The following is a 24,824-nucleotide window of genomic DNA, read 5'->3' on the forward strand; positions in this document are numbered from 1 at the left end:
TACGCGACGGGCTTGACACACCGGCACGGCCCCTTCCGCCGTCACGCGACTGACCCGCCGTCCCCACTCAGCTGCGGGCAGTCGTGCCGCTGGGGCGATGGGGGTACCTCCCGCTCATGGGGGCCCCTCCCGCTCGAGCGAAGTCGAGAGTGCGAGAGCGAGGGAGGGTGGGCGCGGCGGCACCTCGTGGCGCCGAGTAGCGCAACCCCCCCCGCCCAGCTCCAGCGCCGGGCATCCTGCACGCCCCGGCAAGCGCAATCCCCCGCCGCGCCACAGCTCCGGCAACCCCCATGCCCCGGCAAGCGAAACCCCGCCCAGCCCCGGGCGCCCCGCAGACGCAGGCGAGCGCAACCCACCCCCGGCCCAACCCCGTAGGGCTACCGCCCCCTCCAAGGCAACTCCGCCGTGATCGTCGTAGGCCCACCCACCGGCGAATCGATCACGAACAACCCATCCACCGCACCAAGCCGCTCCGCGAGCCCGGCCATCCCCGTCCCGCCATCCAGCCGAGCCCCACCCCGCCCGTCGTCCCACACCTGGATCAGCAGCCGATCATCCGCCCGCCACACATCCACGGCCGCAGACTTCGCCCCACTGTGCTTACTCACGTTCTGCAGCAACTCGGAAACGGTGAAGTAGGCAATCCCCTCCATGGCCGCAGCAGGCCGCGAGGCCAACTCCACGGTCACCTTCACCGGCGCGGTGCACCGTGAGGCGACGGCAGACAACGCCGCGTCCAGCCCCCGGTCCGTCAGTACGGCCGGATGAATCCCCCGAGCCAGATCCCGCAGTTCCTGAAGCGCCAGCTTCACCTCCCCATGCGCCTCCTCCACCATCGAGGCAGCCGCATCGGGATCCTCCAGCAACTTCTCCTTGGCCAGCCCGAGCCCCATCGCCAGATTGACCAGCCGCGCCTGCGCCCCGTCATGCAGATCCCGCTCGATCCGTCGCAGATCAGCCGCGGCGGTGTCGACGACAACCCCCCGGTCCGATTCCAGCTCCGCGATCCGCCGCTCCAGCTCATCGGAGGGCGACAACAGCGCCCGCACCATCACCCGATCCACATTCGCCAGCCCCCGCACGACATACGGCAGCACCGGCCACGCCACGAACAACCCCACCAGAGTGATCGTGAACGTCGCGATACCCCACGGCAGCCGAATCAGCTCGTACAGCATCGAACGCCAGCCGACCGGATCCTTCACGCTCATCCACACCTGCGCGAAGAACCCCTCCCCGCCACCCCGCAACGGCAACGGACTCGGCTCGTCCACCCGCACCCCGAGCAGCTCCCGCGCCCGCATCCGCTCCAGCCGCCCGAGCTGCCGCGCACCCACCAGCGCGGCGGCGAGCAATGGAAAACCGATCACCGTCAACGTCAGAAAGGCACTGGTGGACAGCACCGTCACCACATATACGAACCCGAGCACCGCCAACGGCAGGTTCGCCAGCAGATGCGCGATCTCCTTCCACGTCTGCCCCTCGAAGGCGAGACGAGGCGGCGGCAACGGCTCGGCAGGCGTATGACTCGACGGCAACGGCCGGCCGTACGAGCGTCTGGACCCGGCCGGCGAGGAAGAATCGAAACGAGGCGCGGTCATACCGCACACCCTGCCCGCCGAACCCCCACCGGCGCCATGAGGCGAACCGCCCCACCCCCCTGGGGAAAACCCCACCCCGACCGCACTCCGACCCCTCCCCGAACGTCCGCCCCACCCGCCCGCGCATGCCGACCTGTGACGGCCTGCTTACGGTCTCTTTAGCAGGGCCTAGACTCCCGTGCGTACAGATCGTCGAACAGCGACGCATGCACGGCGTACGTCGCACGTCGCACGCGTGTACAGGTCACCGGACCAGCAAGGTCAGCCAGGCCGGCAAAGCCGGCAAGGCCACCGGACCAGCAAGGTCAGGGACACCGGACCAGCAAGGTCAGTCAGAACAGTCAGGTCAGTCAGGTCAGTCAGGGAACGAGGGGCGGACGTGCCGGAACCGACCGTCGTAGCCGTCGCGGCGGAGTACGTCGTCGCGGCGGACTACTTCCAGTCCTACTCGGTGGTCGGACTGCTCGCCGCCATCGGCGTGCTCTTCGTCGCCATCGCCTTCGGCGCGGGACGACTGCTGCGCCCCGAGGTCCCCACCAGGGAGAAGCTCCTGACGTACGAGTGCGGAGTCGACCCGGTCGGCGAGGGCTGGGCCCACACCCAGGTCCGCTACTACGTCTACGCCTTCCTCTACGTCATCTTCGCCATCGACTCGATCTTCCTCTTCCCCTGGGCCACCGTCTTCGCGGACGACGGCTACGGCGCGACGACGCTCGTGGAGATGTTCGTCTTCCTGGGCTTCCTCGCCGTGGGCCTGCTCTACGCATACAAGAAGGGCGTCCTGGCATGGACGTGACGCCACCCACCTCAGCCCCCGTACCGCTTCCGGAGCCGAAGCGTCTGGGCGCCCTCGCGCGCCTGGCCCCCGAGCCGATGAAGGTGATCCTGAACTGGGGCCGCCGCTACTCGCTCTGGGTCTTCAACTTCGGCCTCGCCTGCTGCGCGATCGAGTTCATCGCCGCGTCGATGGCCCGCCACGACTTCATCCGCCTCGGCGTCATCCCGTTCGCCCCGGGCCCCCGCCAGGCCGACCTGATGGTGGTCTCGGGCACGGTCACGGACAAGATGGCTCCGGCCGTGAAGCGCCTCTACGAGCAGATGCCGGAACCGAAGTACGTCATCTCCTTCGGCGCGTGCAGCAACTGCGGCGGCCCCTACTGGGACTCGTACTCGGTGACGAAGGGCGTCGACCAGATCATCCCGGTCGACGTGTACGTCCCCGGCTGCCCGCCCCGCCCCGAGGCCCTCCTCCAGGGCATCCTCAAGCTCCAGGAGAAGATCGCCCGCGAGTCCCTGAGCGACCGCTACGGCACCTCCCGCCCGTCCGCCGCGGCACTCCAGAGCGGCCTGGTGACGCCGCCGCCCACCCCGGAGGACGCGCGATGACCCAGGTCGGCTGGCTCCCCGCCCCCGCCGAGGAACTCTTCGGCCCCGACGCCACGGCCGAGGAGTCGTACGACGTCCTGACCGTGGACGTCCCGCCCACCTCCTGGACCCAGGCCCTGCGCACCGCCCGCTCCACCCTGGGCTGCACCTACTTCGACTGGCTGAGCGCGGTCGACGAACCCGGCACGGGCTTCCGCGTCTCCGCCCACGTGGTCGCGCTGGCCCCCGTACGACGCCTCCTGCTCCGTACGACGGTCCCGCACGAGTCCCCGGTCCTGCCCACCGCCGTCGACGTCTACGCCGGCGCCGCCTGGCACGAGCGCGAGACCCACGAGATGTTCGGCGTCCGCTTCGAGGGCCATCCCGCCCTGGACCATCTCCTCCTCCCCGAGACCTTCGAGGGCCACCCCCTCCGCAAGGACTTCGTCCTCGCCGCCCGCGTGGCCAAGGCCTGGCCCGGCGCCAAGGAGCCGGGGGAGTCCGAGCACGGCGGCCCCAAGCGCCGCCAGATGCTGCCCCCCGGCGTCCCCGACCCCAACGAATGGGGCCCCCTGAAGGGCCAACTCCCCCCGGCCCCCACCCGCCCCGCCCGAGCCGCCGGCGCCCGCGCGGCCGGCGCCCGCCCCACCCGCACCCCCGGCGAACGCCCTCCTCGCCGCACCCGCACCGCAGCCGAGGGCTCCGCGAGCCAGACCCCGGCCGTACCCGCAGCCGACGCCGCGACCCCACCCGCCACCGGCTCGCCGACCCCTCCCCGGGCCCCGCGCCGCAACCGTACGGCGGCCCAGGGCTCGGCAAGCCAGACGGCGCCCGGTACGACGAACGCCCCCACGGGCGCCCCCGCACCCCCCGCGCCTCCTGCCGGACCGCGCCGCACCCGAAGCGCGTCGGAAGGCTCGGCGAGCCAGCGCACGCCGTCCCCCGAACCCCCGACCACCGACGCCCCCTCGGCACCCCCAGGCCCTGCACGCGCCACCCCCCGCAGCGCGGACGCCCCCTGGCACCACGCCCGCCCAGCCTTCGACGAGCCCGAGCCCGAGCCCGAGCCCGAGGTCACGCCGCGTGCCGAGCCCGAGCCCGACCCCGAGGGCGAGCCGCAGGCCGAACCCCAGGCCAAGCCCGAGCCCGACGCCGAAGCCGCCGACGCCGAAACCCCCGACCCCGACGCCCCCGCAGGAGGCCCGCAGTGAACGACGCCCTCGACGTCGCCCTGCGACTCCTGCTGGTCTTCGTCGTCTTCCTCACCTTCCCGCTGATCATCGGTCAGACGGAACACAAGGTCATGGCCCATATGCAGGGCCGCCTGGGCCCCATGTACGCCGGCGGCTTCCACGGCTGGGCCCAGCTCGTCGCCGACGGCGTGAAGTTCGCCCAGAAGGAAGACGTGGTCCCGGCAGGCGCCGACCGCCGCATCTTCCAGCTCGCCCCGGCCGTGGCCCTCCTCCCGTACCTCCTGGTCCTCCTCGCCATCCCCATCGGCCCGGGGGAGGGCGCGGTCGGCGAGGTCGTCGACGCGGGCATCTTCTTCGTCCTCGCCGTGATGGGCGTGGGCGTCCTCGGCTCCCTCATGGCCGGCTGGGCCTCCGCGAACAAGTTCTCCCTCCTCGGCGGCCTCCGCACCGCCGCCCAGCTCCTCGCCTACGAACTCCCGATGCTCCTGACGGCCGCCTCGGTGGCGATGGCGGCCGGCACGGTCTCCCTCCCCGGCATCCTCGACGCCTTCGAGTGGTGGTGGCTGCCCTGGCAGATCGTCGGCGCGATCGTCTTCTTCGTCGCCGGCCTCGCCGAACTCCAGCGCCCTCCCTTCGACATGCCCGTCGCCGACTCGGAGATCATCTTCGGTGCCTACACCGAGTACACCGGCCTCCGCTTCGCCCTGTTCCTCCTCGCCGAGTACGCCGGGATCGTCGTCCTGTGCGGCCTGACCACGGTCCTCTTCCTCGGCGGCTGGCACGGCCCCGGCGGCGCCGACGGCCTCGGCTGGGTCTGGACCCTTCTGAAGACCGCCGTCCTCGCCTTCCTCGTCATCTGGCTCCGCGTCACCTACCCCCGCCTGCGCGAGGACCAGCTCCAGAAGCTCTCCTGGACCCTCCTCGTCCCCCTCTCCCTCGCCCAGATCGCCCTCACCGGCATCGTCAAGGTGGTGATCCAGTAGCTATGGCCCCCATCCCCGGCGCCGGCCTGGCCAAGGGCCTGGCCGTCACCCTCCGCACGATGACGCGGAAGACCGTCACCGAGCAGTACCCGGACGCCCAGCCCGAACTCCCGCCCCGCACCCGCGGCGTCATCGGCCTCTTCGAGGAGAACTGCACGGTCTGCATGCTGTGCGCCCGTGAGTGCCCGGACTGGTGCATCTACATCGACTCCCACAAGGAGACGGTCCCGCCCGCGGCCCCCGGCGGCCGCGAGCGCAGCCGCAACGTCCTCGACCGCTTCGCCATCGACTTCTCCCTCTGCATGTACTGCGGTATCTGCATCGAGGTCTGCCCCTTCGACGCCCTCTTCTGGTCCCCCGAGTTCGAGTACGCCGAGACCGACATCCACGAACTCACCCACGAACGCGACAAGCTCCGCGAGTGGATGTGGACCGTCCCCGCCCCGCCTGCCCTGGACCCCGGCGCGGAAGAACCCAAGGAACTCTCCACGGCCCGCAAAACCGCCGAAAAACTGGCCACGACCCAGACAGACCAGCAGCCGGGAGCACCGAAGCCACTCCACCCAACCGCCCAGGCGAAGCCACTGGCGTCGCCCAGGGCCACCGGGTCAACCGAACCGCCGGCGCCGTCCAAGCCGACTGAGCCAGCCGACCCGCCCGAGCCGGCTGACCAGGCCAGGCCGCCGGCGTCGTCCGAGCCGACCGGTTCGACCGAGCTGCCCGAGTCGACCAAGTCAGCCGACCCGCCCGAGCCGGCTGACCAGGCCAGGCCGCCGGCGTCGTCCGAGCCGACCGGTTCGACCGAGCTGCCCGAGTCGACCAAGTCAGCCGACCCGCCCGAGCCGGCTGACCAGGCCAGGCCGCCGGCGTCGTCCGAGCCGACCGGTTCGACGGAGTCGGCCAAGCCGACTATGTCGCCCGAGCCGGCCAAGCCGGTCGAGTCGCCCGAGTCGCCCGAGTCAGCCGAATCGAGTGAGCCGGGGGAGGGGACCTCGTGAGCCTTGCCGTAGGCGCAGCCGTGTCCGCGGTCGCCGCCGCCACGACGCACCCCACCCTGTCCGCTGCCGAGACCCGCGGTTTCCTCTCCCCGACCGGCGTCGAGATCGCCTTCCTCCTCGTCGGCCTGGTCACCTTCGGCGCCGCGATCGTCACCGTCACCACCCGCCAGCTCGTGCACGCCGCCCTCTGGCTGGTCGTGGCCCTCGGCGGTCTCGCCGTCGAGTACCTCCTGCTCACCGCCGAGTTCATCGCCTGGGTGCAGGTCCTCATCTACGTCGGTTCCGTCGTCGTCCTCCTCCTCTTCGGTCTGATGCTCACCAAGGCCCCCATCGGTCGCTCCCCGGACGCCGACTCCGGCAACCGCTGGGCTGCCCTCACCGTCGCCGTGGCCGCTGCCGCCGCCCTCGTCTGGGTCGTCGTCGACGCCTTCCGCACCACCTGGATCGACCTCGACGGCCCCGCCGCCGGCTCCACCAAGGCCACCGGCGAAAGCCTCTTCCAGAACTGGGTCCTCCCCTTCGAGGCCCTCTCCGTCCTCCTCCTCACCGCCCTGGTCGGCGCGATCGTCCTCTCCCGCAAGACCAAGACGAACACACCCCCGACCGCCGTCACCCCCACCCCCCGCAGCGGCAACCAGCCCGCCAAGGAACCCAGGACACCCAAGGCGACCGAGGGAGGCGTCCGCTGATGCACCTCGCCTACCCCGCCGTACTCTCCGCCCTCCTCTTCTGCACGGGCCTCTACGGCGTCCTCGCCCGCCGCAACGCGATCCTCGTCCTGATGTCCGTCGAGCTGATGCTCAACGCCGTCAACCTCAACCTCGTCGCCTTCGACGTCTGGCTCACCAAGGCCGCCGAGGAGACCCTGCACTCCGGCCAGGCCCTGACCCTGTTCACCATCACCATCGCCGCCGCCGAGATCGGCATCGGCCTGGCGATCGTCCTCGCCGTCCACCGCGACCGCGGCACCGCGGACATCGACAAGCTCCGCGACACCGCCGAGCGCCCCGACACCGACGGCCCCGACGACTCCGACGAGCCCGGCCACGCCGACCAGGCTGAGCGGAGCGAGAAGGCTGAGGCCACCGCGTGACCACGACCACCCTCGCCGTCCTCGTTCCCCTCCTCCCTTTCCTCGGCGCCGCGTCCGGCCTGCTCCTCGGCCGCACGGCCCCCGGCTTCGTCCGTCCCCTGGCCGTACTGCCGACCCTCACCGCCTTCGCCCTGGCGGTACTGGTCGCCGTACGCCAGGGCGGCGACAAAGCCGTCGACGCGGCCACCGAGCTGACGCCCACCGGCTCCATCCCCATCGACCTCGCCCTGCACATCGACGGCTTCGCCGCCCTCGTCGCCGTCCTGGTCGGCCTGGTCGCGACCTGCGTGCAGATCTACTCGACGGGCTATCTGCGCGACGACCCGCGCTACCCCTCATACGCCGCTCTCGTCTCCCTCTTCACCTCCGCGATGCTGCTCGTCGTCTACTCAGGCGACCTGATGGTGCTCCTGGTCGGCTGGGAGATCATGGGCATCTGCTCGTACTTCCTGGTCGGCCACTACTGGGAGACCCCGGAGGCCCGCGCCGCCTCCCTCAAGGCCTTCCTGGTCACCAAGCTCGGTGATGTCCCCTTCCTGATCGGTCTGTTCGCCCTCGCCGCGGACGCCGGTTCGTTCCGCATCACCCGGATCCTCGACACCGTCGCCGACGGCGGCCTCGACCACCCGACACTGATCGCCCTGCTGCTCCTTGCCGGCGTGGCGGGCAAGTCGGCGCAGTTCCCGCTCCACACCTGGCTCCCCGACGCGATGGCGGGCCCGACCCCCGTCTCCGCGCTGATTCACGCCGCGACGATGGTCGCCGCCGGTGTCTACTTCATCGCCCGGCTCCTCCCGGTCTTCGCCGCATCCTCGGCGGCCCTGGTCGTCCTCGCCGTCATGGCCGCGGTGACGATGGCCGGCTCGGCCCTCGCCGCCCTCGCCCAGGACGACATCAAGCGCGTCCTCGCCTACTCGACGATCGGCCAGCTCGGCTACATGACCGGCGCCCTCGCCGTCGGCGACCGCGGTGCCGCCGTCTTCCACCTCCTCTCCCACGGCGCCTTCAAGGCCCTGCTGTTCCTTGCCGCCGGCGCGATCATCCACGCCGCCGGCACCAACTCCCTGGCCGCCATGTCCCGCATGAGCAACCTCCGCGCCCGCGTTCCCGACGCCTACTGGACGATGACCGTCGCCCTCCTCGCCCTTGCCGCGATCCCGCCCTTCAGCGGCTTCTTCTCCAAGGAATCCGTCCTCGGAGCCGCCGAGCACGCCGCCACCGGCCACGCCGAGCACATCCCCGGCGCCGCGGGCTGGACCGTCCTCGTCGCCGGCCTGCTCACGGCCCTGCTCACCGCCGCGTACGCCACCCGCCTGTGGCTGCTCGCCTTCCGGGGCCAGGGCGCCGAAGCCCCGGACCACGGTCGCCAGCCGCTCACCATGATCGTCGTGCTGTGGGTGCTCGCCGCACCGTCGCTCGCCCTCGGCGCTTTCGCGTACGGCCGGCTCCCCGATTGGTTCGACGGCGACGATCTGGCCCCGACCCTCACCACGTCCGTCCTCGGCACGGGTGTCGCCCTGGCCGGCGGGCTCGTGACGTACGCGGCCTGGCGGCACACCACGGCGGCAGCGGCCCGCGCACCACTGGGCGCGGTTGCGGCCCACCCCGAGGCGGACGCCGCCACGGTCGAGGCGGAGGCCATCGCGAGCCACGCACCCGCCTACGGAGACGTGGCCTCGGCACCCGACCCGGCGGACCCGGGTCGCCTCCTGCTCGGCCCACTGCACCGCCACGCCGCCGCCGGCTTCCACCTCGACGCCGTGTATTCGGCGCTCTTCGTCCGCCCGGTCCAGGCCGGCGCGAGTCTCGTCCGGTTCCTCGACCGCGAGGTCGTCGACACCTACGTCCACGGCGCGGGCGCCCTGCCCCGTCTGCTGGGCGCGGCCGTACGCCGGGCGCAGACCGGCAATGTGCAGACCTATGTGAGCGCGCTGCTCGCCGGCACCGTCGTCCTGGTGGTCGCCGTCCTCGTCGTCGCCACGGGAGTGTGAGCAGGCGTGATCGATATCAACGAGTCCGTGATGCAGTTCCTTCTGGAGTTCGTCGTCGTCGGCCCGCTCATCGGCGCCGCCGCTCTCCTGCCGGCCCCGCCCGGGCTGAAGGGGAAGTCACCCGAGCAGGCCGTGCTCCACCACGGCGTGACCGTCACCGGCGCGGTCCTCATCGCCGCGATCGCCCTCGCGCTCGGCTTCGACCACGACCAGCCGTCGAAGATGCAGGCCAGCACGGACATCAGCTGGATCCCCGCACTCGACGTGCGCATCCACCTCGGCATCGACGGCATCTCCCTCCCCCTTCTGGTCCTGACGGCGCTGCTGACCTTCCTCTGCGCGCTCTACTCCTACTTCAAGCTGCCCGCGGGTCCGTCCCCGAAGGCCTTCGTCTCGCTGCTGCTCGTCCTCGAGTCCGGCACCCTCGCGACCTTCGCCGTCCTCGACCTGCTGCTGTTCTTCCTCGCGTTCGAGATGGTGCTCATCCCGATGTACTTCCTCATCGCCCGCTGGGGCGGCGAGCAACGCACTCAGGCCGCTTGGAAGTTCATCCTCTACACCCTGCTCGGTTCCGTGGTCATGCTGCTCGGCCTGCTCCTGATCGGAATCAGGGCGGGCACATTCGACATGGTGGCACTCGCCACTGACAATCGCCCCGAGCTGACCACATCCGTGCAGGTCATCGCCGTTTTGGCGATCGGGATCGGGCTCGCGGTCAAGACCCCGATGTGGCCGCTGCACAGCTGGCTGCCGGACGCCCACACCGCCGCCCCGACCGTGGGCTCGGTCCTGCTGGCCGGCGTCCTGCTGAAGATGGGTACGTACGGTTTCGTCCGCATTCTGCTTCCGATCGCCCCCGATGGGTTCCGTATCTTCGCGCCGTACCTCGCCGCCTTCGCGGTCGTCGGGATCATCTACGGATCGCTCGCCTGCCTCGCCCTCGCCAAACAGGGCGCGAAGGGTGACCTCAAGCGCCTCATCGCGTACTCCTCCGTCGGCCACATGGGCTTCGTACTGCTCGGCATCGCGACGATGACCCCGACCGGTGTGAACGGCGCCCTGTTCGCCAACATCGCCCACGGCCTCATCACCGGCCTGCTCTTCTTCCTGGTCGGGGCGCTGAAGGACCGCACCGGCACCACCGACCTCGACTCCCTCTCCCTCCCGTCGCCCGACCACCGCCCCTCAACGAGCGGCTCCGCCGCGCCGAATCAATCCCAAACCGGCGCCGCCCTCTACGGCAAGGCTCCACGTCTCGGCGGTCTGCTCGCCTTCGGCGCCGTCGCCTCGCTCGGGCTGCCGGGCCTCGCCGGGTTCTGGGGCGAGATGCTGGCGCTGTTCGGCGCGTTCGAGCCCGCCGCCGACCTCAACCGCCCGGCCTTCCTCACCTTCATGACGATCGCCGCGTTCGGCACGCTCCTGACCGCCGCGTACATGCTGATCGTGGTCCGCCGCGTCTGCATGGGCGCCGCCCCGCAGGAGGGACCCCGGCTGGCGGACGTACAGACGTACGAGTTCGCCGCCTGGACCCCGCTCGTCGCCCTCACCGTCCTCGCCGGCCTCTGGCCCGCGGCCCTGCTCGGCCTGACCGACCCGGCCGTGCAGCAGCTCCTCGCAGGAGGCACCCGATGAGCTCCCTGGCCCAGCCGCCCGCTCAGCAACTGGCCGAGTCCGTCGTCCAGTCCGTCGACTGGCTCGCCATCGCGCCGCCCACCGTCGCCGCCGTCGTCGGACTCGCCGTACTCGTCGCCGACCTCTTCGTCGGCGACACCAGGAAGGCCCTGCTCGGCTGGACATCGGTCGCGGGCCTCGCCGTCTCCCTGCTGACCCTGCTGCCCCTCCTGGACGGCGACCGGGCCACCTTCTGTCTGACCGGTACCTCGGACGTCTGCAGCTACACCGCCGACCGCTTCACCCTCGTCATCCAGTTCCTCGTCCTCGGCGGCGCCCTCCTCGCGGCCCTGCTGTCGATGACGACCCTGAAGGACGCCAAGAGGGAACTCCCCGAAGGGGAGTTCTGGTTCCTGCTGCTGTCGTCCGCCGCGGGAGCCGCCCTCCTGCCCGCCTCTCGCGACCTCGCGACCCTCATTGTCGCCCTGGAGGTCGCCTCCCTGCCCGCCTTCGCCCTCGTGGGCATCCGCCACGGCGACAAACGGTCCTCCGAGGCGGCCCTGAAGTTCTTCCTGTCGTCCGTCACCGCCACCGCCGTCAGCCTGCTGGGCATCAGCTTCGTCTATGCCACCACGGGCACCCTCTACCTCACCGAGATCGCCGACCGGATCCAGAACGTCGACGGCCAGCTGCACACCATCACCCAGGCCGGTGTCGTACTGACCCTCATCGGCTTCGCCTTCAAGACGGCCGCCGTACCGTTCCACTTCTGGGTCCCCGACACCTACGTCGGCGCCCCGCTGCCCGTCGCCGCCTATCTGTCGGTCGTCGGCAAGGCGGTCGGCTTCTCCGGGCTCATCCTCGTCACCGTCGTCGCCCTCCCGTCGTACTCCGACGTCTGGGGCCCGGCCCTCGCCGCGCTGGCCGCCCTCACCATGACCGTCGGCAACGTCGGCGCCCTGAGGCAGCGGTCCACGCGCGCGTACAGCGCGGTCCGCCTGCTCGCCTGGTCCTCCGTCGGCCAGGCCGGCTACCTCCTGGTGCCGATCGCGGCAGCCGCGTACTCCACCGATGTCGAACAAGCGATCGGCTCCACCGTCGCCTACGCCCTGATGTACGCGGCCGTGAACCTCGGCGCCTTCGCCGTGGCGGCCCTCGTCGGCCGTACGAAGTCCCTGAACCGCGTCAGCGACTACCGCGGCCTCTACGCGTCCAGCCCCCTGACCGCCCTGCTCCTGGCCTTCTTCCTGCTCTGCCTCGCCGGGCTGCCACCGGGCATCATCGGCCTGTTCGCCAAGGTCACCGTCTTCTCGGCGGCCGTCGACGCGGGCCTCGGCTGGCTGGCCGTCGTCATGGCCGTCAACGTCGTGATCGCGCTGTACTACTACCTCCAGTGGACGACTCTGCTGTTCCGCGCCCCCGAGGGCGAACCGGAGCCGCACCGCGTCCCGGCACCGCTGACCGTGGCGATCGCCCTCACCGGAGTCATCGGAATCGCCCTCTCAGGGGCGCCGCAGCTGATCCTGCGCTTCGCCGGCACGGGCCTTTTCTAGGGAGCCCGCCTTCACTCGGACGCCCACCGGTCGGCCCGCGCGCACAAGGGAACTAGTACTCCTCGCCTGGCGTTGACCAGTACGGGAGGGTCCACTGAGAGGTGGAGTCGACAGCAACAACGAGCAAAGGGTTCCCCTGCCGCACGACTTGGAGGGCGTACCGTGCACCGCCGGCACAACGGGCTCAGGACCGCCGTACTCCTCGGGGGACTGTCCGCACTCATCATCGTCATAGGAAGCTTCTTCGGCCGTACGGGCCTGGTCATCGCGGTCTTCGTCGCCCTCGGCACGAACGCGTACGCGTACTGGAACAGCGACAAGCTGGCTCTACGCGCGATGCGCGCCCGCCCGGTGAGTGAGTTCGAGGCGCCGGCCCTCTATCGCTTGGTCCGCGAGCTCTCCACCCAGGCCCGCCAGCCCATGCCCCGCCTGTACATCTCCCCGACGGACGCGCCCAACGCCTTCGCGACCGGCCGCAACCCACGCAACGCGGCCGTGTGCTGCACCGACGGCATCCTCCGGCTGCTCGACGAGCGGGAACTGCGCGGCGTCATCGGCCATGAGCTGAGCCATGTCTACAACCGCGACATCCTGATCTCGTCGATCGCCGGAGCCCTCGCCTCCGTGATCATGTTCCTGGTGAACTTCGCCTGGCTCATCCCCATCGGCCGCTCCGATGACGACGACGGCCCCGGCCTGCTCGGCATGCTGCTGATCATGATTCTCGGACCACTCGCCGCGTCCCTCATCCAACTCGCGATCAGCCGCTCCAGGGAGTACGAGGCGGACGCCTCCGGCGCCCAGCTCACCGGCGACCCACTGGCCCTCGCCAGCGCCCTGCGCAAGCTCGAAACGGGCACCAAGCAGCTTCCGCTGCCCCCGGAGCCCCGCATCGAGACCGCGAGCCACATGATGATCGCGAACCCCTTCCGCCCGGGCCAGGGCCTCTCCAAGATGTTCTCGACCCACCCGCCCATGGCGGAACGCATCGCCCGACTCGAGAAGATGGCAGGTCGTCACCGGTGAAGACCATCCTCAACATCATCTGGCTGTTCCTCAGCGGCTTCTGGCTCTTCCTGGGCTATCTGCTCGCAGGCCTGCTCCTGTGCATCACCATCATCGGCATCCCGTTCGGGATCGTTCTTCTGCGTGCAGCATCGCGCTCGGGTCAACTCGCCCCTCGATGATCATCGAGGGCAACAGCTCAGGCTCCGGAAGAGGGACTCGGTCCACGTCCAACAGCGCAGCGTTCACCCGGCTCCAGGTGTCGTCGGACGTCCAGGCGTTGAAGTGGTTCGAGGCTTGGCGGGTGGCGCCAGTTTCCTCGATCACCTCGGGCCACGACTTGCCGGTGCGCGCTTTGTAGAAGATTGCGTCCACGGAGCGCCGTACGGTGCCCATGCGCCCCTTCGGGAGGAGGGGAGCGACCCTGGCCCAGTCGTCGTCGGAGAGCGGAGCCGCGGGCACGTCGAGGTCCGTAGTGGTGTACCAAGCCCGCACGGTGCAGGGGACCCCGCCGCGACGCCCGTCGGGGACCGGTCCTGTGACGGTGACCTTCAGCTCCAGCATGGACAGGATGGCTGCCTGTTGCTCTGGGGCCATGTCGGGGAACGACGTCTTCGCCATGTTCGCGAGTGCCCGGAGATCACGGGCGCGCTGATCCGACTCCTCCATCTCGGCCAGCCATTCGGCTGCCTCGTCACGCAGGTGCTGAAGCTGTTGGAGTTCTTCGTTCAAAGCTGCCGTGGCGGCCTCGATGGCGTCGGCTGACTTGCTCTGCTTGGCTGTCGCCACGATCACGGCCGTGATGGACGCATTCATGCCCTCGATTTGCTGGTCAAGATCAGCGATTCGATCGGCTAGGGTGCGTTTTGAAAGTGCTGGTCACAGCCACTCGTTGATGGCTGCGACCAGCACGGTCGCCTCGTAGCGAACTGCCAACTTGTCGTATCTCGTGGCGACAGCGCGGTGCCGCTTGAGGCGATTGATTCCGCACTCGACCGCGTGGCGCTCCTTGTAGTCGGCCTTGTCGAACTTAGGTGGCCGGCCGCCGTGGGAGCCGCGGTTCTTGCGGTTGGCGATCTGGTCGCGCTTCTCCGGGATCGTGCAGCGGATACCGCGCTTGCGCAGGTAGGCACGGTTCGCGCGGGAGCCGTACGCCTTGTCGGCACGCACCTTGTCCGGCCGGGTGCGCGGGCGGCCCGACCCGAGCCGGGGCACCCGGATGCGGCCCAAGACCACCTGGAACTGCGGGGAATCACCGCGCTGTCCTGCCGTGATGACCAGCGACATCGGTTTCTGGGCCTGCTCGACCGCCAGGTGGAGCTTGGTTGTCAGCCCGCCCCGGGAGCGTCCGAGCCCGTGGTCGTCGGGCTCGATGAACACACCGCCTGGCGGCTCGATCTGCAGATCCCCTTTTTGCGGGCGCCGGCCGCATGCTGGTGGGCGCGGGCGATGGTCGAGTCCACCGAGACGTCCCAGGTGATCAGTCCCTCGGCGTCGGCCTGGGCCTGCAGCTGTTCGAAGATGCGGTGCCAGGTGCCGTCCCGCTGCCAGCGGCGGAACAGGCCGTAGACCGTCTCCCACGGGCCATAGCGCTCGGGCACGTCCCGCCAGGGAGCACCGGCGCGGGTGCGCCACCGTATGCCGTCTATCAGTTGCCGCTTGGTGTGCACCGGTGGCCGTCCAGGCTTCTTGCCGACCGGGAGCAGGGGCTCCAGCTTCGCCCACTGTGTATTCGTCAGATCATGCCGCCCCACGAAGTGGGATCTTGACACATCAAGATCCACATATGAAACGCACCCTAGAGCGGACTTGTCCCCCTCGGCCATTCCGATCCACTCAGCAGCCAGTTCCTGAAGTTTTTCGCTGTCGCTGGCGATCTCTGTGACGTGCTTCCAGACATACGCTTCAAGCGCATCAGCGTCGATGTATGAGCAGCCGCAGGGCCTCTGACTGGGATCTCGGGGAGCGCTGCCTGCGCATCGGTAGTAACGGGCATCTTTCCGCTCCGAAGCCCGGCTGATACCCGTGTACGTCCTCCTGCACAGGCTCAGGACTCGGCCCGTCAGCGGATAGAACTCTCGTTGCCCACTGCTGTGCTTCGCTGTCTCGGCCACCTTGCGTTGCAGTTCGGCACTCTGCTCTTCGGACAGGATCCGGGGCAGTTCGATCCTGACGGTGTCGCCCCAGAGGGGATTGCCGTTTTCGTCGGTCTTCGCGTGCTTGCCGCGAAAGACGAGCAGTCCGTCGAGAACGGGGGTCGACATGACCCGGTCCCGCAGGTTGTCACGGGTCCATGCCTTGCCGGAGCGCGCCGTGATGCCCTCCGCGTTCAGGCGGATGGTGGCCTGGCGAAGGTTGAGCCCTTCGCCCACCACCAGTTCGTACACGTGCCGGATAGCCTCCGCCTCGTCCTGGTCGATCACCAGATACGAGCCAGGCGTGCCCCTGTCGGCGATGCGATAGCCGTAGGGAGGGCGTCCGCCGATGTGTGCTGCGGGAATCAGTTCGGCCTTCTCCTGCAAGCCGCCCTGCGTGCGGTCGCGGATCGTCTCCCACTCGGTCTCGGCATAGTCGGCGTCGCGGCGCATCTTCTTGCGCCCTTCGGTGGTCGTGTTGTCGTAATCGTCTGCGACAACAGCGACGTACACCCCGAGGTCTTCAAGGGCCCAGACCCAGCGCCAGAAGGCACGCCCCTTGCGACCGATCACGCGGCCGTCAGGCACGACCACGATGTCGAACGGGCGGGGGAACTTCTGTGCGTCTTCCATCAGACGCTTCAGGTCCCCGCGGTCAGCCGCCTCCAGGGAGCCCGAGACTCCCTCGTCTTTGTAGGTGCCAACGTGCTCCCACTGCTTGAGTGCGATGTGGCGCAGGGTCTTGCGGCTCTGTCGCGCTACGCCGTAGCCCTTCTTCTGCTCTTCGGTGGAGACGCGCAGGTAGTCGACAGCGCGCAGTGCGTGCGTGCCGGTCACCCGAGCAGCGGTCTCGATGGCTGAGGGCAGGGCTGTGCTTACATTGGACACGTCGACTCCCAATCAGTCGGCCAGCCCCGGGGCGGTGCCAGCCGCTGCCGGGGCGTTTTTGTCAACTCTCACGGTATCGCTGCGGTGTGACACTCCGTCGGGTCTCTGGACATTTCCGAGGCGCGCTTGCGGTCCAAACAGAATCCGTAGGAGCAGCCCGCCGTTCAGCCGAGGACAGTGTCTTGTCGGGGTTCCCAATGACCTTAGAAGCTGCTGTCTTTCCGGGCTTGAGGACGGCGTTTTCGCTGGTCGGGCGTAGGGTCGGTGATCCTGTGGGAGTGGTGGTCTGCCGTGTCGCCGCTGCTGTGGAGGTCATGGATGCCGTCGGTTGTGGGGCTGCTGGAACAGCGTGAGCTCGTGGCTCGCCGTCGTGTGGACGAGTTGCGGGAGGAGGCCGACCACATCCAGGCCGAACTGGCCGTGGCCGAGCGGGACTGGAAGGAATGGGCCATCGCTCGCTCGCGGGTGGGCGAGGTTCTTGCCCCGGCAGACGAGACCGAGCATGGCCACGACCAGGCCGACCGGAGAGCACTGACCGCCGAGGGGCAGGCCGAAACGGCATCGTCAACGCCGGAAGCGGCGAAGGCGAAGTCGCAGGTGCCGGTGTGGCGTGAAGGGCTTGTGTGGTCGGTGGACTACCAGCGCATCCTCAAGGCGCTCGCGGACCGGGCCCGGCTCGGGCAGGGGCCGCTGACCTGCCAGGAGATGGCTGCTTTGTTCGGCATGGACGTGGTTCCGGCGAGGGTGGAGGCGCTGAGGTCGAAGGCGAAACGCCTGGTCGCACGAGGCTGGCTGGCCGAGCCGGCACCGGGCCGGTTCACGCTAGCCCGCGGCGTGAGCGGGCCAGGCGGCGGGTCATGAGCAGGGTCATCGACCAGTAGATCATCGCCTCGGCGCTGGTGGTGCGGGTTCGAAGTCGCGTGCCAGGCGGCGGGTGCGCATCAGGTGGGCGAAGAGGCGCTCGACGATCCACCGCTTGGGCAGTACCACGAAGCCGCGCATGTCGTCGCTGCGCTTGACGATCGCCAGCACCAGGGCGAACGTGACCAGGCAGTACTCGACGAGGCTGCCGGTGTAGCCGCCGTCCGCCCAGATGAGGGCCAACCGGTGGTGCGCATCGGCGACTTGATGCAGCAGGACCTTCGCGGCGGCGCGGTCACCGACATCCGCGCTCGTGACCATCACGCCCAGCAGCAGGCCGAGGGTGCCGACCACGACGTGCCGCTTGCCTCGCGCTTTCACGAGGTGGGCTGTCCAAGAGTTGATCAGAAACACGGAAAGTGCCCTTGACCTGCAACGATAGGACTTGCTGAGGGTCCTGTTGGCTGCAAGGAAAAGAGCACTTTCCAGGTGAGAGAGCCTATCTCGTCGTACCCACGTGTCCGTGTCCAGGGAGACGGTCGGCAGGTGGTCTCGCAGGCCGGTGCGGTCCTGCTGATGGAGACGGTCCGCAAGACGGGCCTTGACCAGGCGATATCCGCAGCTCTGGCTCCGTGGCGGAAGCCGCGGGCCGTCCACGATCCCGGCAAGATCCTCCTGGACGTCGCCATGGCGGTCGCACTGGGCGGGGACTGCCTCGCGGACGTCGCCATGCTGCGGTGTGAGCCGGCCGTCTTCGGCCCGGTCGCCTCCGACCCGACCGTCTCCCGCCTGATCGACACCCTCGCCGCATCCGGCGAGAAAGCCCTGCAGGCCGTCCGGTCCGCACGCTCCGAAGTCCGTCATCGTGCCTGGTCGTTGGCCGGCAAAAACGCCCCGGACGCCGACGGTCAGGTCACCGTCGACCTCGATGGCGTCCTCGTGATCGCCCACTCCGACAAGCAGGACGCGGCCGCGACCTGGAAGAAGACCTACGGCCATCACCCGCTGACGGCCTTCGTCGACCACGGACCGGGCGGAACCGGAGAGCCCGTCGCCACCCTCCTCAGACCGGGAAACGCGGGCTCCAACACCGCCGCCGACCACATCACCACCGCCCAACTCGCCCTGGCCCAACTGCCCAAGCGCTACCGGCGCGGGCGGCAGACGCTGATCCGCACGGACTCCGCCGGCGGCACCCACGACTTCGTGTCCTGGCTCGCGAAGCGGGGCCGATGGCTGTCCTACTCGGTCGGCATGACGGTCACCGAAGCGATCCACGAACACGTACTGAAGGTCCCCGCCTCGGCCTGGACCCCGGCCGTCGAGGCCGACGGTGAGGCCCGGGACGGGGCCTGGGTCGCCGAGCTCACCGGCAAGCTCCTTAACGGCTGGCCCAAGGGCATGCGGCTCATCGTCCGCAAGGAAAGGCCCCATCCCGGCGCCCAGTTGAGGATCACGGACGCGGACGGCATGCGGATCACGTGCTTCGCGACCAACACCACCGGCCGGCCGATCGCCGAGCTCGAACTCCGTCACCGGCTCCGGGCACGGGCCGAGGACCGGATCCGGGCTGCCCGGGCCACCGGCCTGCGCAACCTGCCCCTGCACGACACCGCCCAGAACCGGGTCTGGATGGAGATCGTCCAGATCGCGCTCGACCTGCTGGCCTGGATGCCCATGCTCGCCCTGACCGGCCGGGCGAGGCTCTGGGAACCGCGTCGCTTGCGGTTCCGCCTGTTTTCCGCAGCCGGCCAGCTCGTCACCACCAGTCGGCGCAGGATTCTCCGCCTCGCCCGGCACTGGCCCTGGACCGGCGAGATCACCGCCGCCCTTGAACGGCTCGCGCTCCTGCCCGACCCCGGCTGACCAGCAACCCACCGTCCCTGCGACAGCATCACCCGCCCCGGGCAGTGGAACCCGGCGCCCACCCGACGCGACAGCCGGGCCACCGGCCTGCCCGGCATCAGCTCCGGAAAGCAAAAGGGTCCACCGACTCCGTCGGCGGACCCTCAAGAAAGATCGAGGCTTGCGCCCGTTGATCTGTTTGCCGCCGTCAAAGCCGCGGCTGTCGGCGCTGACGACGGCGTCCGCCTTGACGGACTGCGAGTCGATCACACCGGCCGAGAGGAGGGGCACAGGAGTAAATGGTTCAGTGCACGACTGGATTTGCTCCTCTCTGGGAGGGACGGCTACTCGTCTGTCATGGTTAGCTTCTCTATTGATTTGATGGCTCGCTGGGATCGAGGCTTCCTTCGTGGATAGTCTGACCACATCTCCCCGTAGGGTGAGGGTGACTCCGAGCGAAATCGAAGAACGTGGTTCGGCTCAGAGAATACGGCGGAATTCATGATGTGTACACCGCGGCCGATGTTCGGCATATTGAGCCAATCGTAGTGCGATGGCGAATGGAAAGAGTAGCTGAACCCTCGAGTGCTTCCCATGATGATAATTCGCCTTCCGTAGCCGTCCGTTGTTTCATGGGAAACCGCATACGGGATGCGGGAGAATCCGGAGTCCTCGATAGTCTGGACTGCCGCTCTGATTGCGTCGAGACTTCCCTTTACTTTATCGAATTCGGCCCCATCGCGACGACCGTGCAACCATTCATTTCGAGCGTCGTAGACTTTGTTGGAGACGAGCACACGGCTGATCTCTTGAAGCCTTGCCGAGATCGCATTACGTGCATTGTCGGTTAGGTCCAGATAGGGGACTATGTGAAGAAAAGGGAATTTTTGCAGAGATTGTTGACTGGCCCACTCGGGGGCATCTCCATCAGATCGTTTATAGTTTTCTTTCCTTGCGGTCATTCGCACGAGCTCCGAAGCTAGCACTTGAAAGCCGCGACACAGGCCATAAAGTGAAACATGCGACCCGAATTCAAGTTTGCTGTCAGAGGATCGATCGGCTGCCTCTTTAAGCCACTGATGCGATGACTGTGTCTCGTCTTCAGCTCGGTAGATGAAAGGCCGCTTGCTCGTGAAATGATCATTTGTCAGTGCCCATACAGCGAAGCACAGGCTGTCATCGAGAACCGTCTCCAGTTCGACGAAGTAGTTTGCTGCTGCTCCTCTGAATTCATCGAATGTGGGCCCCAGAGGGCTTCCTGGGACCGCCCTTACCATCTTCTCCATTTCTCCGTGTAGGCGCCAGAACTTGCGATGGGAATCACTTGTCAAGTTGGACGGGTAACCCAGTTTCCATAGAATCAATGAGATAAAGTCGTCCCCATCGGTCGCACCATCACGAAGTCCGAGCACTTCGCATGCCGTCACCGCGTTGCTCTTGCGAGCAAGCACCAGGGATTCTAGAACGCTTTGCGGCGACTTGTTTTGTAGGTACTTTTCGAGCTTGGCTTCGAGCCCGTCGGCATCTTGTCCGCGAAGCTGCCACTCAAGCTCTTCTCGATCATCGACATCCTCGAGTCGGTACATGCTCTCGATGAGGTGCCTTAGACGCAAGGGTGCGAGGGGCATGGTGTTCGAGTACAGGCGGACACCATGCGGTCCAATTTCAGCTGAAATGCGAAACTTGCCGAAAGCTGTGGAGTTGATTACCGGCTGGCGGACTTCACTAGAAGGAACTTTGATTTTCCCAAGATGTACGAGTGTATCGATCGAATTTATTAGATCGCGGTCGCTCGCAGTTAGGCAGATCTGCATCAATTGCGCGCGGTGGAGATGGGCGACTATGTCTTCTGCTTTGCCTCGCATGCCCAGTGGCTCGACGACCTTTCGCAGTCGGCCTCGGGTGTTGTCGAGGAGCCAGGCGGTTACAGCCCTGAGTTCATCCACTGTAAGGCAGTCGCCTAGGAGGCCGATAATGGAATCTCCGGGATTATCTCGCGCAGGCTTCATTGCCCTTGAGAAAATGTCCGCCAAGAAAGATCCCCATGCGCTTGGGGTGTCGCTTTCTCGCTTGAGGATTCGCGTCATTTCTGGCCGATGCTTATTGATGAGCGCACCAGATCCGGTGGAGAAGTGGACCGGATGGATCTTGTTGCAGTTGACATCGCTGCAATGCATGAGGGCGGCTTCTCGGATCGGCTCGTCAAAGCGCAGCTGTTCGCTTACTAGAAGCCCGTAGGGGCCGGTAACCATGTTGTGAACTTGAAAGACGCCTTGAGGTGTCCCATCAAGGAACTCAAGCGTTTCCGAGAGATTCAGATCGGCGGCATAGTCTTTCAAATCGAGCCGCTCGAACGCCCGATCGTAGAGCGTGCGGCCGAAAATGAAAGGGAAGAATATTGCTCTGCTTTTGATTTGCTCGCTTGCGGCCTTCAGGAGTTGGCTATTGTCTGTAGCTTCGACGTCGACTAGGAGATCGATCCAAGAGAATTCAAGGAAGCAGCACAGGCGCGCCTCCTGATAGGGAATCTTCTTGCGAATGAATAGTTGAAGTTTTTCTTCCCCGTACGCGGTCAGCTTAATGTTGTCGTAGAATTCTTTCGGGGGGCGGTAATTGTTTGCGACGAGGCATGACCCCAAAATTTCACTCAATGACGTGAGCCGGAAGAGCTTTTGCTGAAATTCGACGCTGGCGTACTTTTCGGCCAGCTCTTCCTTACTCATTGGTTCCATTGTGCCCCCGGAGACGACTCCAACCTGACCCGTCTTCAGGCTACGTCTTAGCGGCTCATCATGCAGCCTTTCGATCAACACTGGGGCTGAACACCCCTGCCTGGTCGAACATTTGACCTCACGTGGCGGTTGAGGGTGCTCGTCTGAGAGCTCCGGCCAACGGCTCGTTGCCGTGACCGTGACTTCAGCTCTTGTCAGTACGTGCCGAAACCTCGATCACTTGAGACGACCTCGCGCCCCAACGGCATGAGCGACACCGGGATGAGCTTCAGATTGGCCCACCCGAACGGGATGCCGATGATCGACAGGAACAGCGGGATGCTCGTGATCAGGTGCCCCAGAGCTAGCCACCACCCGGCGAAGATCACCCAAATCACGTTCCCGATGAACGACGGCGCACCAGCATCCCGCCGCTCCACAGTGGTACGGCCGAACGGCCACAAGACGAAGCCCGCGATGCGCAGCGAAGCAATGCCGAAGGGGATGGTGACGATCAAGATGAAGCACACCAGCGCGGCGACCGTGTAAGCGAGCGCCATCCAGATCCCGCAGAAGATCAGCCACAGGATGTTCAGCAGCAGGTTGAACAGCTTCATGATCGGCACCCTTCCAGGTCGCTCCGTCGGCATTGCCTGCTACGACAAGTATCAGCTGGTCACGCGCTCAGACGGAAACGCAACGGCCTTGTGGCGTGATCTGGAACGTTCGGAGACGATCCCGTTCGGCATCGCGGCCTTCAGGATCGGCATCTACGCCCTGTGGCCCTTCGGGTACACCACGGTCGAGCGCCGCGACGCGGGCGCGCCCTCGCTCCTCGGCAACATCCTGTGGGTGGTCCTGGCCGGCTGGTGGCTCGCGCTGACCCACATCTTCACGGGCCTCGCGCTCTGCGTCACGATCATCGGCATCCCGTTCGGCATCGCCAACTTCAAGCTCGTCCCGCTCTCGCTGTTCCCTCTGGGCCGCGAGATCGTCTCCACGGACCAGCCGTTCGCCCGCCGCTAGTCCGGCGGCCCGAGGGGGGCGGTGGGGCTGAGTCCTGAACAGGCCAGGAGCTGATTGTGAGCGTGCGAGTACTTGCACCAACTCCTCAGCGGGCCGAGAGCCAAATCTAAGCGCCCGCTCACTTATCCACAGGCCCGCCCGATCGTCAGCGCCGCCCGGCATCATGAACCCATGAACGAGATACGCCCGACGACAGCACAGGCCTGGTGAGCCGGTCGGTTCAGTTCCCCCGCGCCGATCTCCGCCCGGCCCACCACCGCCGTACGCCATAGGCCGCCGCGCCCACGCCCAGCACGGCCGCGCCCACACCCACCGACACCCCCGGCAGCGCGAAGGCCAGAGTCACGCAGCCGACGAGCCCGACCACCGGTACGACGCGTGAGACGGGGGCCGAATCCAATGTCCAGGCGGACGCGTTGGCGACCGCGTAGTACGCGAGCACACCGAAGGAGGAGAAACCGATCGCGCCCCGGACGTCGACGGTCGCGGCCAGCACGGCGACCACGGCCCCGACCGCCAGTTCGGCCCGGTGCGGCACCTGGAAACGGGGGTGCACGGCGGCCAGGGCGCCGGGGAGATGCCGGTCCCGGGCCATGGCGAGAGCCGTGCGCGAAACGCCCAGGATGAGCGCCAGCAGCGACCCGAGCGCGGCCACGGCGGCGCCCACCCGCACCACGGGCACCAGGCCCGGTACACCGGCCGCCCGCACCGCATCGGCCAGCGGCGCGGAGGCCTGCCCCAGACCACCCGAACCCAACACGGAAAGGACGGCGACAGCGACAGCCGCGTACACGACCAGCGCGATCCCCAGGGCGAGCGGTATCGCGCGCGGGATGGTGCGCGCCGGATCCCGCACCTCCTCGCCCAGCGTCGCGATCCGCGCGTACCCGGCGAACGCGAAGAACAGCAGCCCGGCCGCCTGAAGCACCCCGCCCGCGCCACCCGACGCCCCGATGTCCAGCCGCCCGGCATCGAACTCGCCGGACCCCAGACACACGACCACCACGGAAGCGAGGACCGCCAGCACCACAGCCACGATCGCCCGGGTCAGCCAGGCCGACTTCTGCATACCGCCGTAGTTGACGGCGGTCAGTGCCACCACGGCGGCCACCGCCACCGCGTGCGCCTGCCCCGGCCAGATGTATGCGCCGACGGTGAGCGCCATCGCCGCGCATGAGGCCGTCTTGCCGATGACGAACGACCAGCCGGCCAGATATCCCCAGAAGTCGCCCAGCCGCTCACGCCCGTACACATAGGTGCCGCCCGAGGCGGGATACACGGCAGCCAACCGGGCCGACGACATGGCGTTGCAGTACGCGACCACGGCCGCGACCGCGAGACCGAGCAGCAGCCCGGACCCGGCGGCGCGCGCCGCGGGCCCCAGTGCCGCGAAGATGCCCGCGCCGACCATCGACCCGAGACCGATGACGACCGCGTCACCGACCCCGAGCGTGCGGCGCAGCTGAGCGGCCGAAACGGGCTGTGTCATAGGCCGCACCCTACTGATCGGTGCAACCGCCAGACATCACCGAGGCGTCCTCCGGGACAACAAGGCACCAATGCCCGGACAGGACATCGACGACATGGATGGCCTGTGGGCGGGAAGACAGCACGAGCACAGCACAGGCACAGCGCGAAGGGGCAGGTTCACGGCATGAGCATCATCGGCTGGATCGTTCTGGGACTGTTGGCCGGCGCCATCGCCAAGTTCCTGCTGCCGGGCCGGGACCCGGGCGGCTTCATCGGCACGACCCTCATCGGTGTGGCGGGCGCCTTCATCGGCGGCTGGATCTCCGCCCGCTGGCTGGACCACCCCATCACCAAGGACTTCTACGACGGCGCCACCTGGGCGGCGGCGATAGGCGGCTCGCTGGTGCTGCTGATCGCCTACCGTCTCCTGTTCGGCCACTCCCGCCGCTGAGCGAGCCCGTCCCACCCCCGAAACCGCAGTCGGCAGGCGTGAAG

Annotated in this window: 21 protein-coding genes and 3 pseudogenes; 16 read left to right on the top strand and 8 right to left on the bottom strand. The window is 67.9% G+C overall.

Translation table 11 applies throughout. The features are described 5' to 3' along the window. Positions 1-377 precede the first annotated feature (377 nt). Positions 378-1,601: a sensor histidine kinase gene (locus STRIP9103_RS07350; protein ID WP_009302288.1), complete on the bottom strand. Its 1,224-nt coding sequence runs from the start codon at positions 1,599-1,601 to the stop codon at positions 378-380. 379 nt (positions 1,602-1,980) lie between these two features. Between STRIP9103_RS07350 and STRIP9103_RS07355 the strand changes: the two genes are divergently transcribed. The 12 genes and pseudogenes from STRIP9103_RS07355 to STRIP9103_RS46085 form a co-directional block, all read left to right on the top strand. Beyond that, a complete protein-coding gene (locus STRIP9103_RS07355) occupies positions 1,981-2,397 on the top strand; it encodes an NADH-quinone oxidoreductase subunit A (protein WP_009302302.1) in 417 nt (138 codons plus the stop codon). After that, on the top strand, positions 2,388-2,987 hold the full coding sequence (locus STRIP9103_RS07360; protein ID WP_009302286.1) for an NADH-quinone oxidoreductase subunit B: 600 nt from the start codon (positions 2,388-2,390) through the stop codon (positions 2,985-2,987). Before STRIP9103_RS07355 ends, STRIP9103_RS07360 begins: the two co-directional genes overlap by 10 nt. Then, positions 2,984-4,177 (top strand): NADH-quinone oxidoreductase subunit C, encoded by a 1,194-nt coding sequence (locus STRIP9103_RS07365; protein WP_009302306.1) that lies wholly within the window; start codon positions 2,984-2,986, stop codon positions 4,175-4,177. Before STRIP9103_RS07360 ends, STRIP9103_RS07365 begins: the two co-directional genes overlap by 4 nt. Then, complete coding sequence (locus STRIP9103_RS07370) at positions 4,174-5,142, top strand: complex I subunit 1/NuoH family protein (protein WP_009302298.1); 969 nt, start codon at positions 4,174-4,176, stop codon at positions 5,140-5,142. Before STRIP9103_RS07365 ends, STRIP9103_RS07370 begins: the two co-directional genes overlap by 4 nt. 2 nt (positions 5,143-5,144) lie before the next feature. Further along, a pseudogene (locus STRIP9103_RS53040) lies at positions 5,145-5,669 on the top strand (NuoI/complex I 23 kDa subunit family protein); the annotation flags it as partial. Positions 5,670-6,136: 467 nt separating this feature from the next. Continuing rightward, positions 6,137-6,829, top strand: a complete 693-nt coding sequence (locus STRIP9103_RS07380) for an NADH-quinone oxidoreductase subunit J family protein (RefSeq protein WP_009302292.1) — start codon at positions 6,137-6,139, stop codon at positions 6,827-6,829. After that, positions 6,829-7,233, top strand: a complete 405-nt coding sequence (nuoK, locus tag STRIP9103_RS07385; RefSeq protein ID WP_009302294.1) for an NADH-quinone oxidoreductase subunit NuoK — start codon at positions 6,829-6,831, stop codon at positions 7,231-7,233. The genes STRIP9103_RS07380 and nuoK overlap by 1 nt, the downstream gene beginning before the upstream one ends. Next, complete coding sequence (locus STRIP9103_RS07390; protein ID WP_009302276.1) at positions 7,230-9,224, top strand: NADH-quinone oxidoreductase subunit 5 family protein; 1,995 nt, start codon at positions 7,230-7,232, stop codon at positions 9,222-9,224. The genes nuoK and STRIP9103_RS07390 overlap by 4 nt, the downstream gene beginning before the upstream one ends. Before the next feature lie 6 nt (positions 9,225-9,230). Further along, a complete protein-coding gene (locus STRIP9103_RS07395; protein ID WP_009302300.1) occupies positions 9,231-10,856 on the top strand; it encodes an NADH-quinone oxidoreductase subunit M in 1,626 nt (541 codons plus the stop codon). Next, positions 10,853-12,388 carry an NADH-quinone oxidoreductase subunit N gene (locus tag STRIP9103_RS07400; protein WP_009302308.1) on the top strand — a complete coding sequence of 512 codons (1,536 nt, stop codon included), beginning with the start codon at positions 10,853-10,855 and terminating at the stop codon, positions 12,386-12,388. Before STRIP9103_RS07395 ends, STRIP9103_RS07400 begins: the two co-directional genes overlap by 4 nt. A 162-nt stretch (positions 12,389-12,550) precedes the next feature. After that, positions 12,551-13,414 (top strand): zinc metalloprotease HtpX, encoded by an 864-nt coding sequence (htpX, locus tag STRIP9103_RS07405; protein ID WP_009302284.1) that lies wholly within the window; start codon positions 12,551-12,553, stop codon positions 13,412-13,414. Beyond that, positions 13,411-13,539, top strand: a pseudogene (locus tag STRIP9103_RS46085) (YccF domain-containing protein); the annotation flags it as partial. The gene htpX and the pseudogene STRIP9103_RS46085, both read left to right, overlap by 4 nt. Here the strand turns inward: STRIP9103_RS46085 and STRIP9103_RS53045 are convergent. The 3 genes and pseudogenes from STRIP9103_RS53045 to STRIP9103_RS07425 all read right to left on the bottom strand — a co-directional run. Then, a complete protein-coding gene (locus STRIP9103_RS53045; RefSeq protein WP_048819868.1) occupies positions 13,505-14,209 on the bottom strand; it encodes a transposase in 705 nt (234 codons plus the stop codon). The pseudogene STRIP9103_RS46085 and the gene STRIP9103_RS53045 sit on opposite strands and share 35 nt — an antisense overlap. A gap of 63 nt (positions 14,210-14,272) precedes the next feature. Then, positions 14,273-15,147, bottom strand: a protein-coding gene (locus tag STRIP9103_RS46090) for an IS5 family transposase (RefSeq protein WP_374005668.1) whose coding sequence is annotated in 2 segments (ribosomal slippage) — positions 14,273-14,755 and positions 14,758-15,147 — 873 coding nt in all. Because the reading frame shifts where the segments join, the coding sequence is not laid out codon by codon here. Between the two features lie 141 nt (positions 15,148-15,288). Then, positions 15,289-16,416 (bottom strand): annotated as a pseudogene (locus STRIP9103_RS07425) (recombinase family protein); the annotation flags it as partial. A gap of 318 nt (positions 16,417-16,734) precedes the next feature. On the opposite strand from STRIP9103_RS07425, the gene STRIP9103_RS07430 reads away from it, so the two are divergent. Beyond that, positions 16,735-17,277 (top strand): hypothetical protein, encoded by a 543-nt coding sequence (locus STRIP9103_RS07430; protein ID WP_048819874.1) that lies wholly within the window; start codon positions 16,735-16,737, stop codon positions 17,275-17,277. A 21-nt stretch (positions 17,278-17,298) separates the two neighbouring features. Here the strand turns inward: STRIP9103_RS07430 and STRIP9103_RS07435 are convergent, their stop codons facing one another. Then, complete coding sequence (locus STRIP9103_RS07435; RefSeq protein ID WP_158696854.1) at positions 17,299-17,658, bottom strand: transposase; 360 nt, start codon at positions 17,656-17,658, stop codon at positions 17,299-17,301. A 108-nt stretch (positions 17,659-17,766) separates the two neighbouring features. On the opposite strand from STRIP9103_RS07435, the gene STRIP9103_RS07440 reads away from it, so the two are divergent. Continuing rightward, on the top strand, positions 17,767-19,143 hold the full coding sequence (locus STRIP9103_RS07440; RefSeq protein WP_009302281.1) for an IS1380 family transposase: 1,377 nt from the start codon (positions 17,767-17,769) through the stop codon (positions 19,141-19,143). Between the two features lie 323 nt (positions 19,144-19,466). Here STRIP9103_RS07440 and STRIP9103_RS49805 read toward each other — a convergent pair whose 3' ends face one another. Both STRIP9103_RS49805 and STRIP9103_RS07445 read right to left on the bottom strand, forming a co-directional pair. After that, a complete protein-coding gene (locus STRIP9103_RS49805; RefSeq protein WP_158696855.1) occupies positions 19,467-21,845 on the bottom strand; it encodes a hypothetical protein in 2,379 nt (792 codons plus the stop codon). Positions 21,846-22,048: 203 nt separating this feature from the next. Next, on the bottom strand, positions 22,049-22,450 hold the full coding sequence (locus STRIP9103_RS07445) for a YccF domain-containing protein (RefSeq protein WP_048819869.1): 402 nt from the start codon (positions 22,448-22,450) through the stop codon (positions 22,049-22,051). An 88-nt stretch (positions 22,451-22,538) separates the two neighbouring features. Here STRIP9103_RS07445 and STRIP9103_RS07450 point away from each other — a divergent pair, with 88 nt between their 5' ends. After that, on the top strand, positions 22,539-22,859 hold the full coding sequence (locus STRIP9103_RS07450) for a YccF domain-containing protein (RefSeq protein WP_009302273.1): 321 nt from the start codon (positions 22,539-22,541) through the stop codon (positions 22,857-22,859). Between the two features lie 220 nt (positions 22,860-23,079). On the opposite strand, the gene STRIP9103_RS07455 is transcribed toward STRIP9103_RS07450, so the two are convergent. Then, positions 23,080-24,348, bottom strand: a complete 1,269-nt coding sequence (locus tag STRIP9103_RS07455; protein ID WP_009302271.1) for an APC family permease — start codon at positions 24,346-24,348, stop codon at positions 23,080-23,082. Between the two features lie 165 nt (positions 24,349-24,513). Here STRIP9103_RS07455 and STRIP9103_RS07460 point away from each other — a divergent pair, with 165 nt between their 5' ends. Then, positions 24,514-24,780, top strand: a complete 267-nt coding sequence (locus STRIP9103_RS07460) for a GlsB/YeaQ/YmgE family stress response membrane protein (protein ID WP_048819870.1) — start codon at positions 24,514-24,516, stop codon at positions 24,778-24,780. Positions 24,781-24,824 lie beyond the last annotated feature (44 nt).

The organism is Streptomyces ipomoeae 91-03 (genome assembly GCF_000317595.1).
Lineage (GTDB): Bacteria > Actinomycetota > Actinomycetes > Streptomycetales > Streptomycetaceae > Streptomyces > Streptomyces ipomoeae.

Bases quoted from the DNA above. Each gene is read 5' to 3' on its own strand.
- STRIP9103_RS07350 (WP_009302288.1), bottom strand. From the start codon at position 1,601: ATGACCGCGCCTCGTTTCGATTCTTCCTCGCCGGCCGGGTCCAGACGC.
- STRIP9103_RS07360 (WP_009302286.1), top strand. From the start codon at position 2,388: ATGGACGTGACGCCACCCACCTCAGCCCCCGTACCGCTTCCGGAGCCG.
- STRIP9103_RS07365 (WP_009302306.1), top strand. From the start codon at position 2,984: ATGACCCAGGTCGGCTGGCTCCCCGCCCCCGCCGAGGAACTCTTCGGC.
- nuoK (WP_009302294.1), top strand. From the start codon at position 6,829: ATGCACCTCGCCTACCCCGCCGTACTCTCCGCCCTCCTCTTCTGCACG.
- STRIP9103_RS07400 (WP_009302308.1), top strand. From the start codon at position 10,853: ATGAGCTCCCTGGCCCAGCCGCCCGCTCAGCAACTGGCCGAGTCCGTC.
- STRIP9103_RS53045 (WP_048819868.1), bottom strand. From the start codon at position 14,209: ATGAATGCGTCCATCACGGCCGTGATCGTGGCGACAGCCAAGCAGAGC.
- STRIP9103_RS07430 (WP_048819874.1), top strand. From the start codon at position 16,735: ATGCCGTCGGTTGTGGGGCTGCTGGAACAGCGTGAGCTCGTGGCTCGC.
- STRIP9103_RS49805 (WP_158696855.1), bottom strand. From the start codon at position 21,845: ATGAGTAAGGAAGAGCTGGCCGAAAAGTACGCCAGCGTCGAATTTCAG.
- STRIP9103_RS07445 (WP_048819869.1), bottom strand. From the start codon at position 22,450: ATGAAGCTGTTCAACCTGCTGCTGAACATCCTGTGGCTGATCTTCTGC.
- STRIP9103_RS07455 (WP_009302271.1), bottom strand. From the start codon at position 24,348: ATGACACAGCCCGTTTCGGCCGCTCAGCTGCGCCGCACGCTCGGGGTC.
- STRIP9103_RS07460 (WP_048819870.1), top strand. From the start codon at position 24,514: ATGAGCATCATCGGCTGGATCGTTCTGGGACTGTTGGCCGGCGCCATC.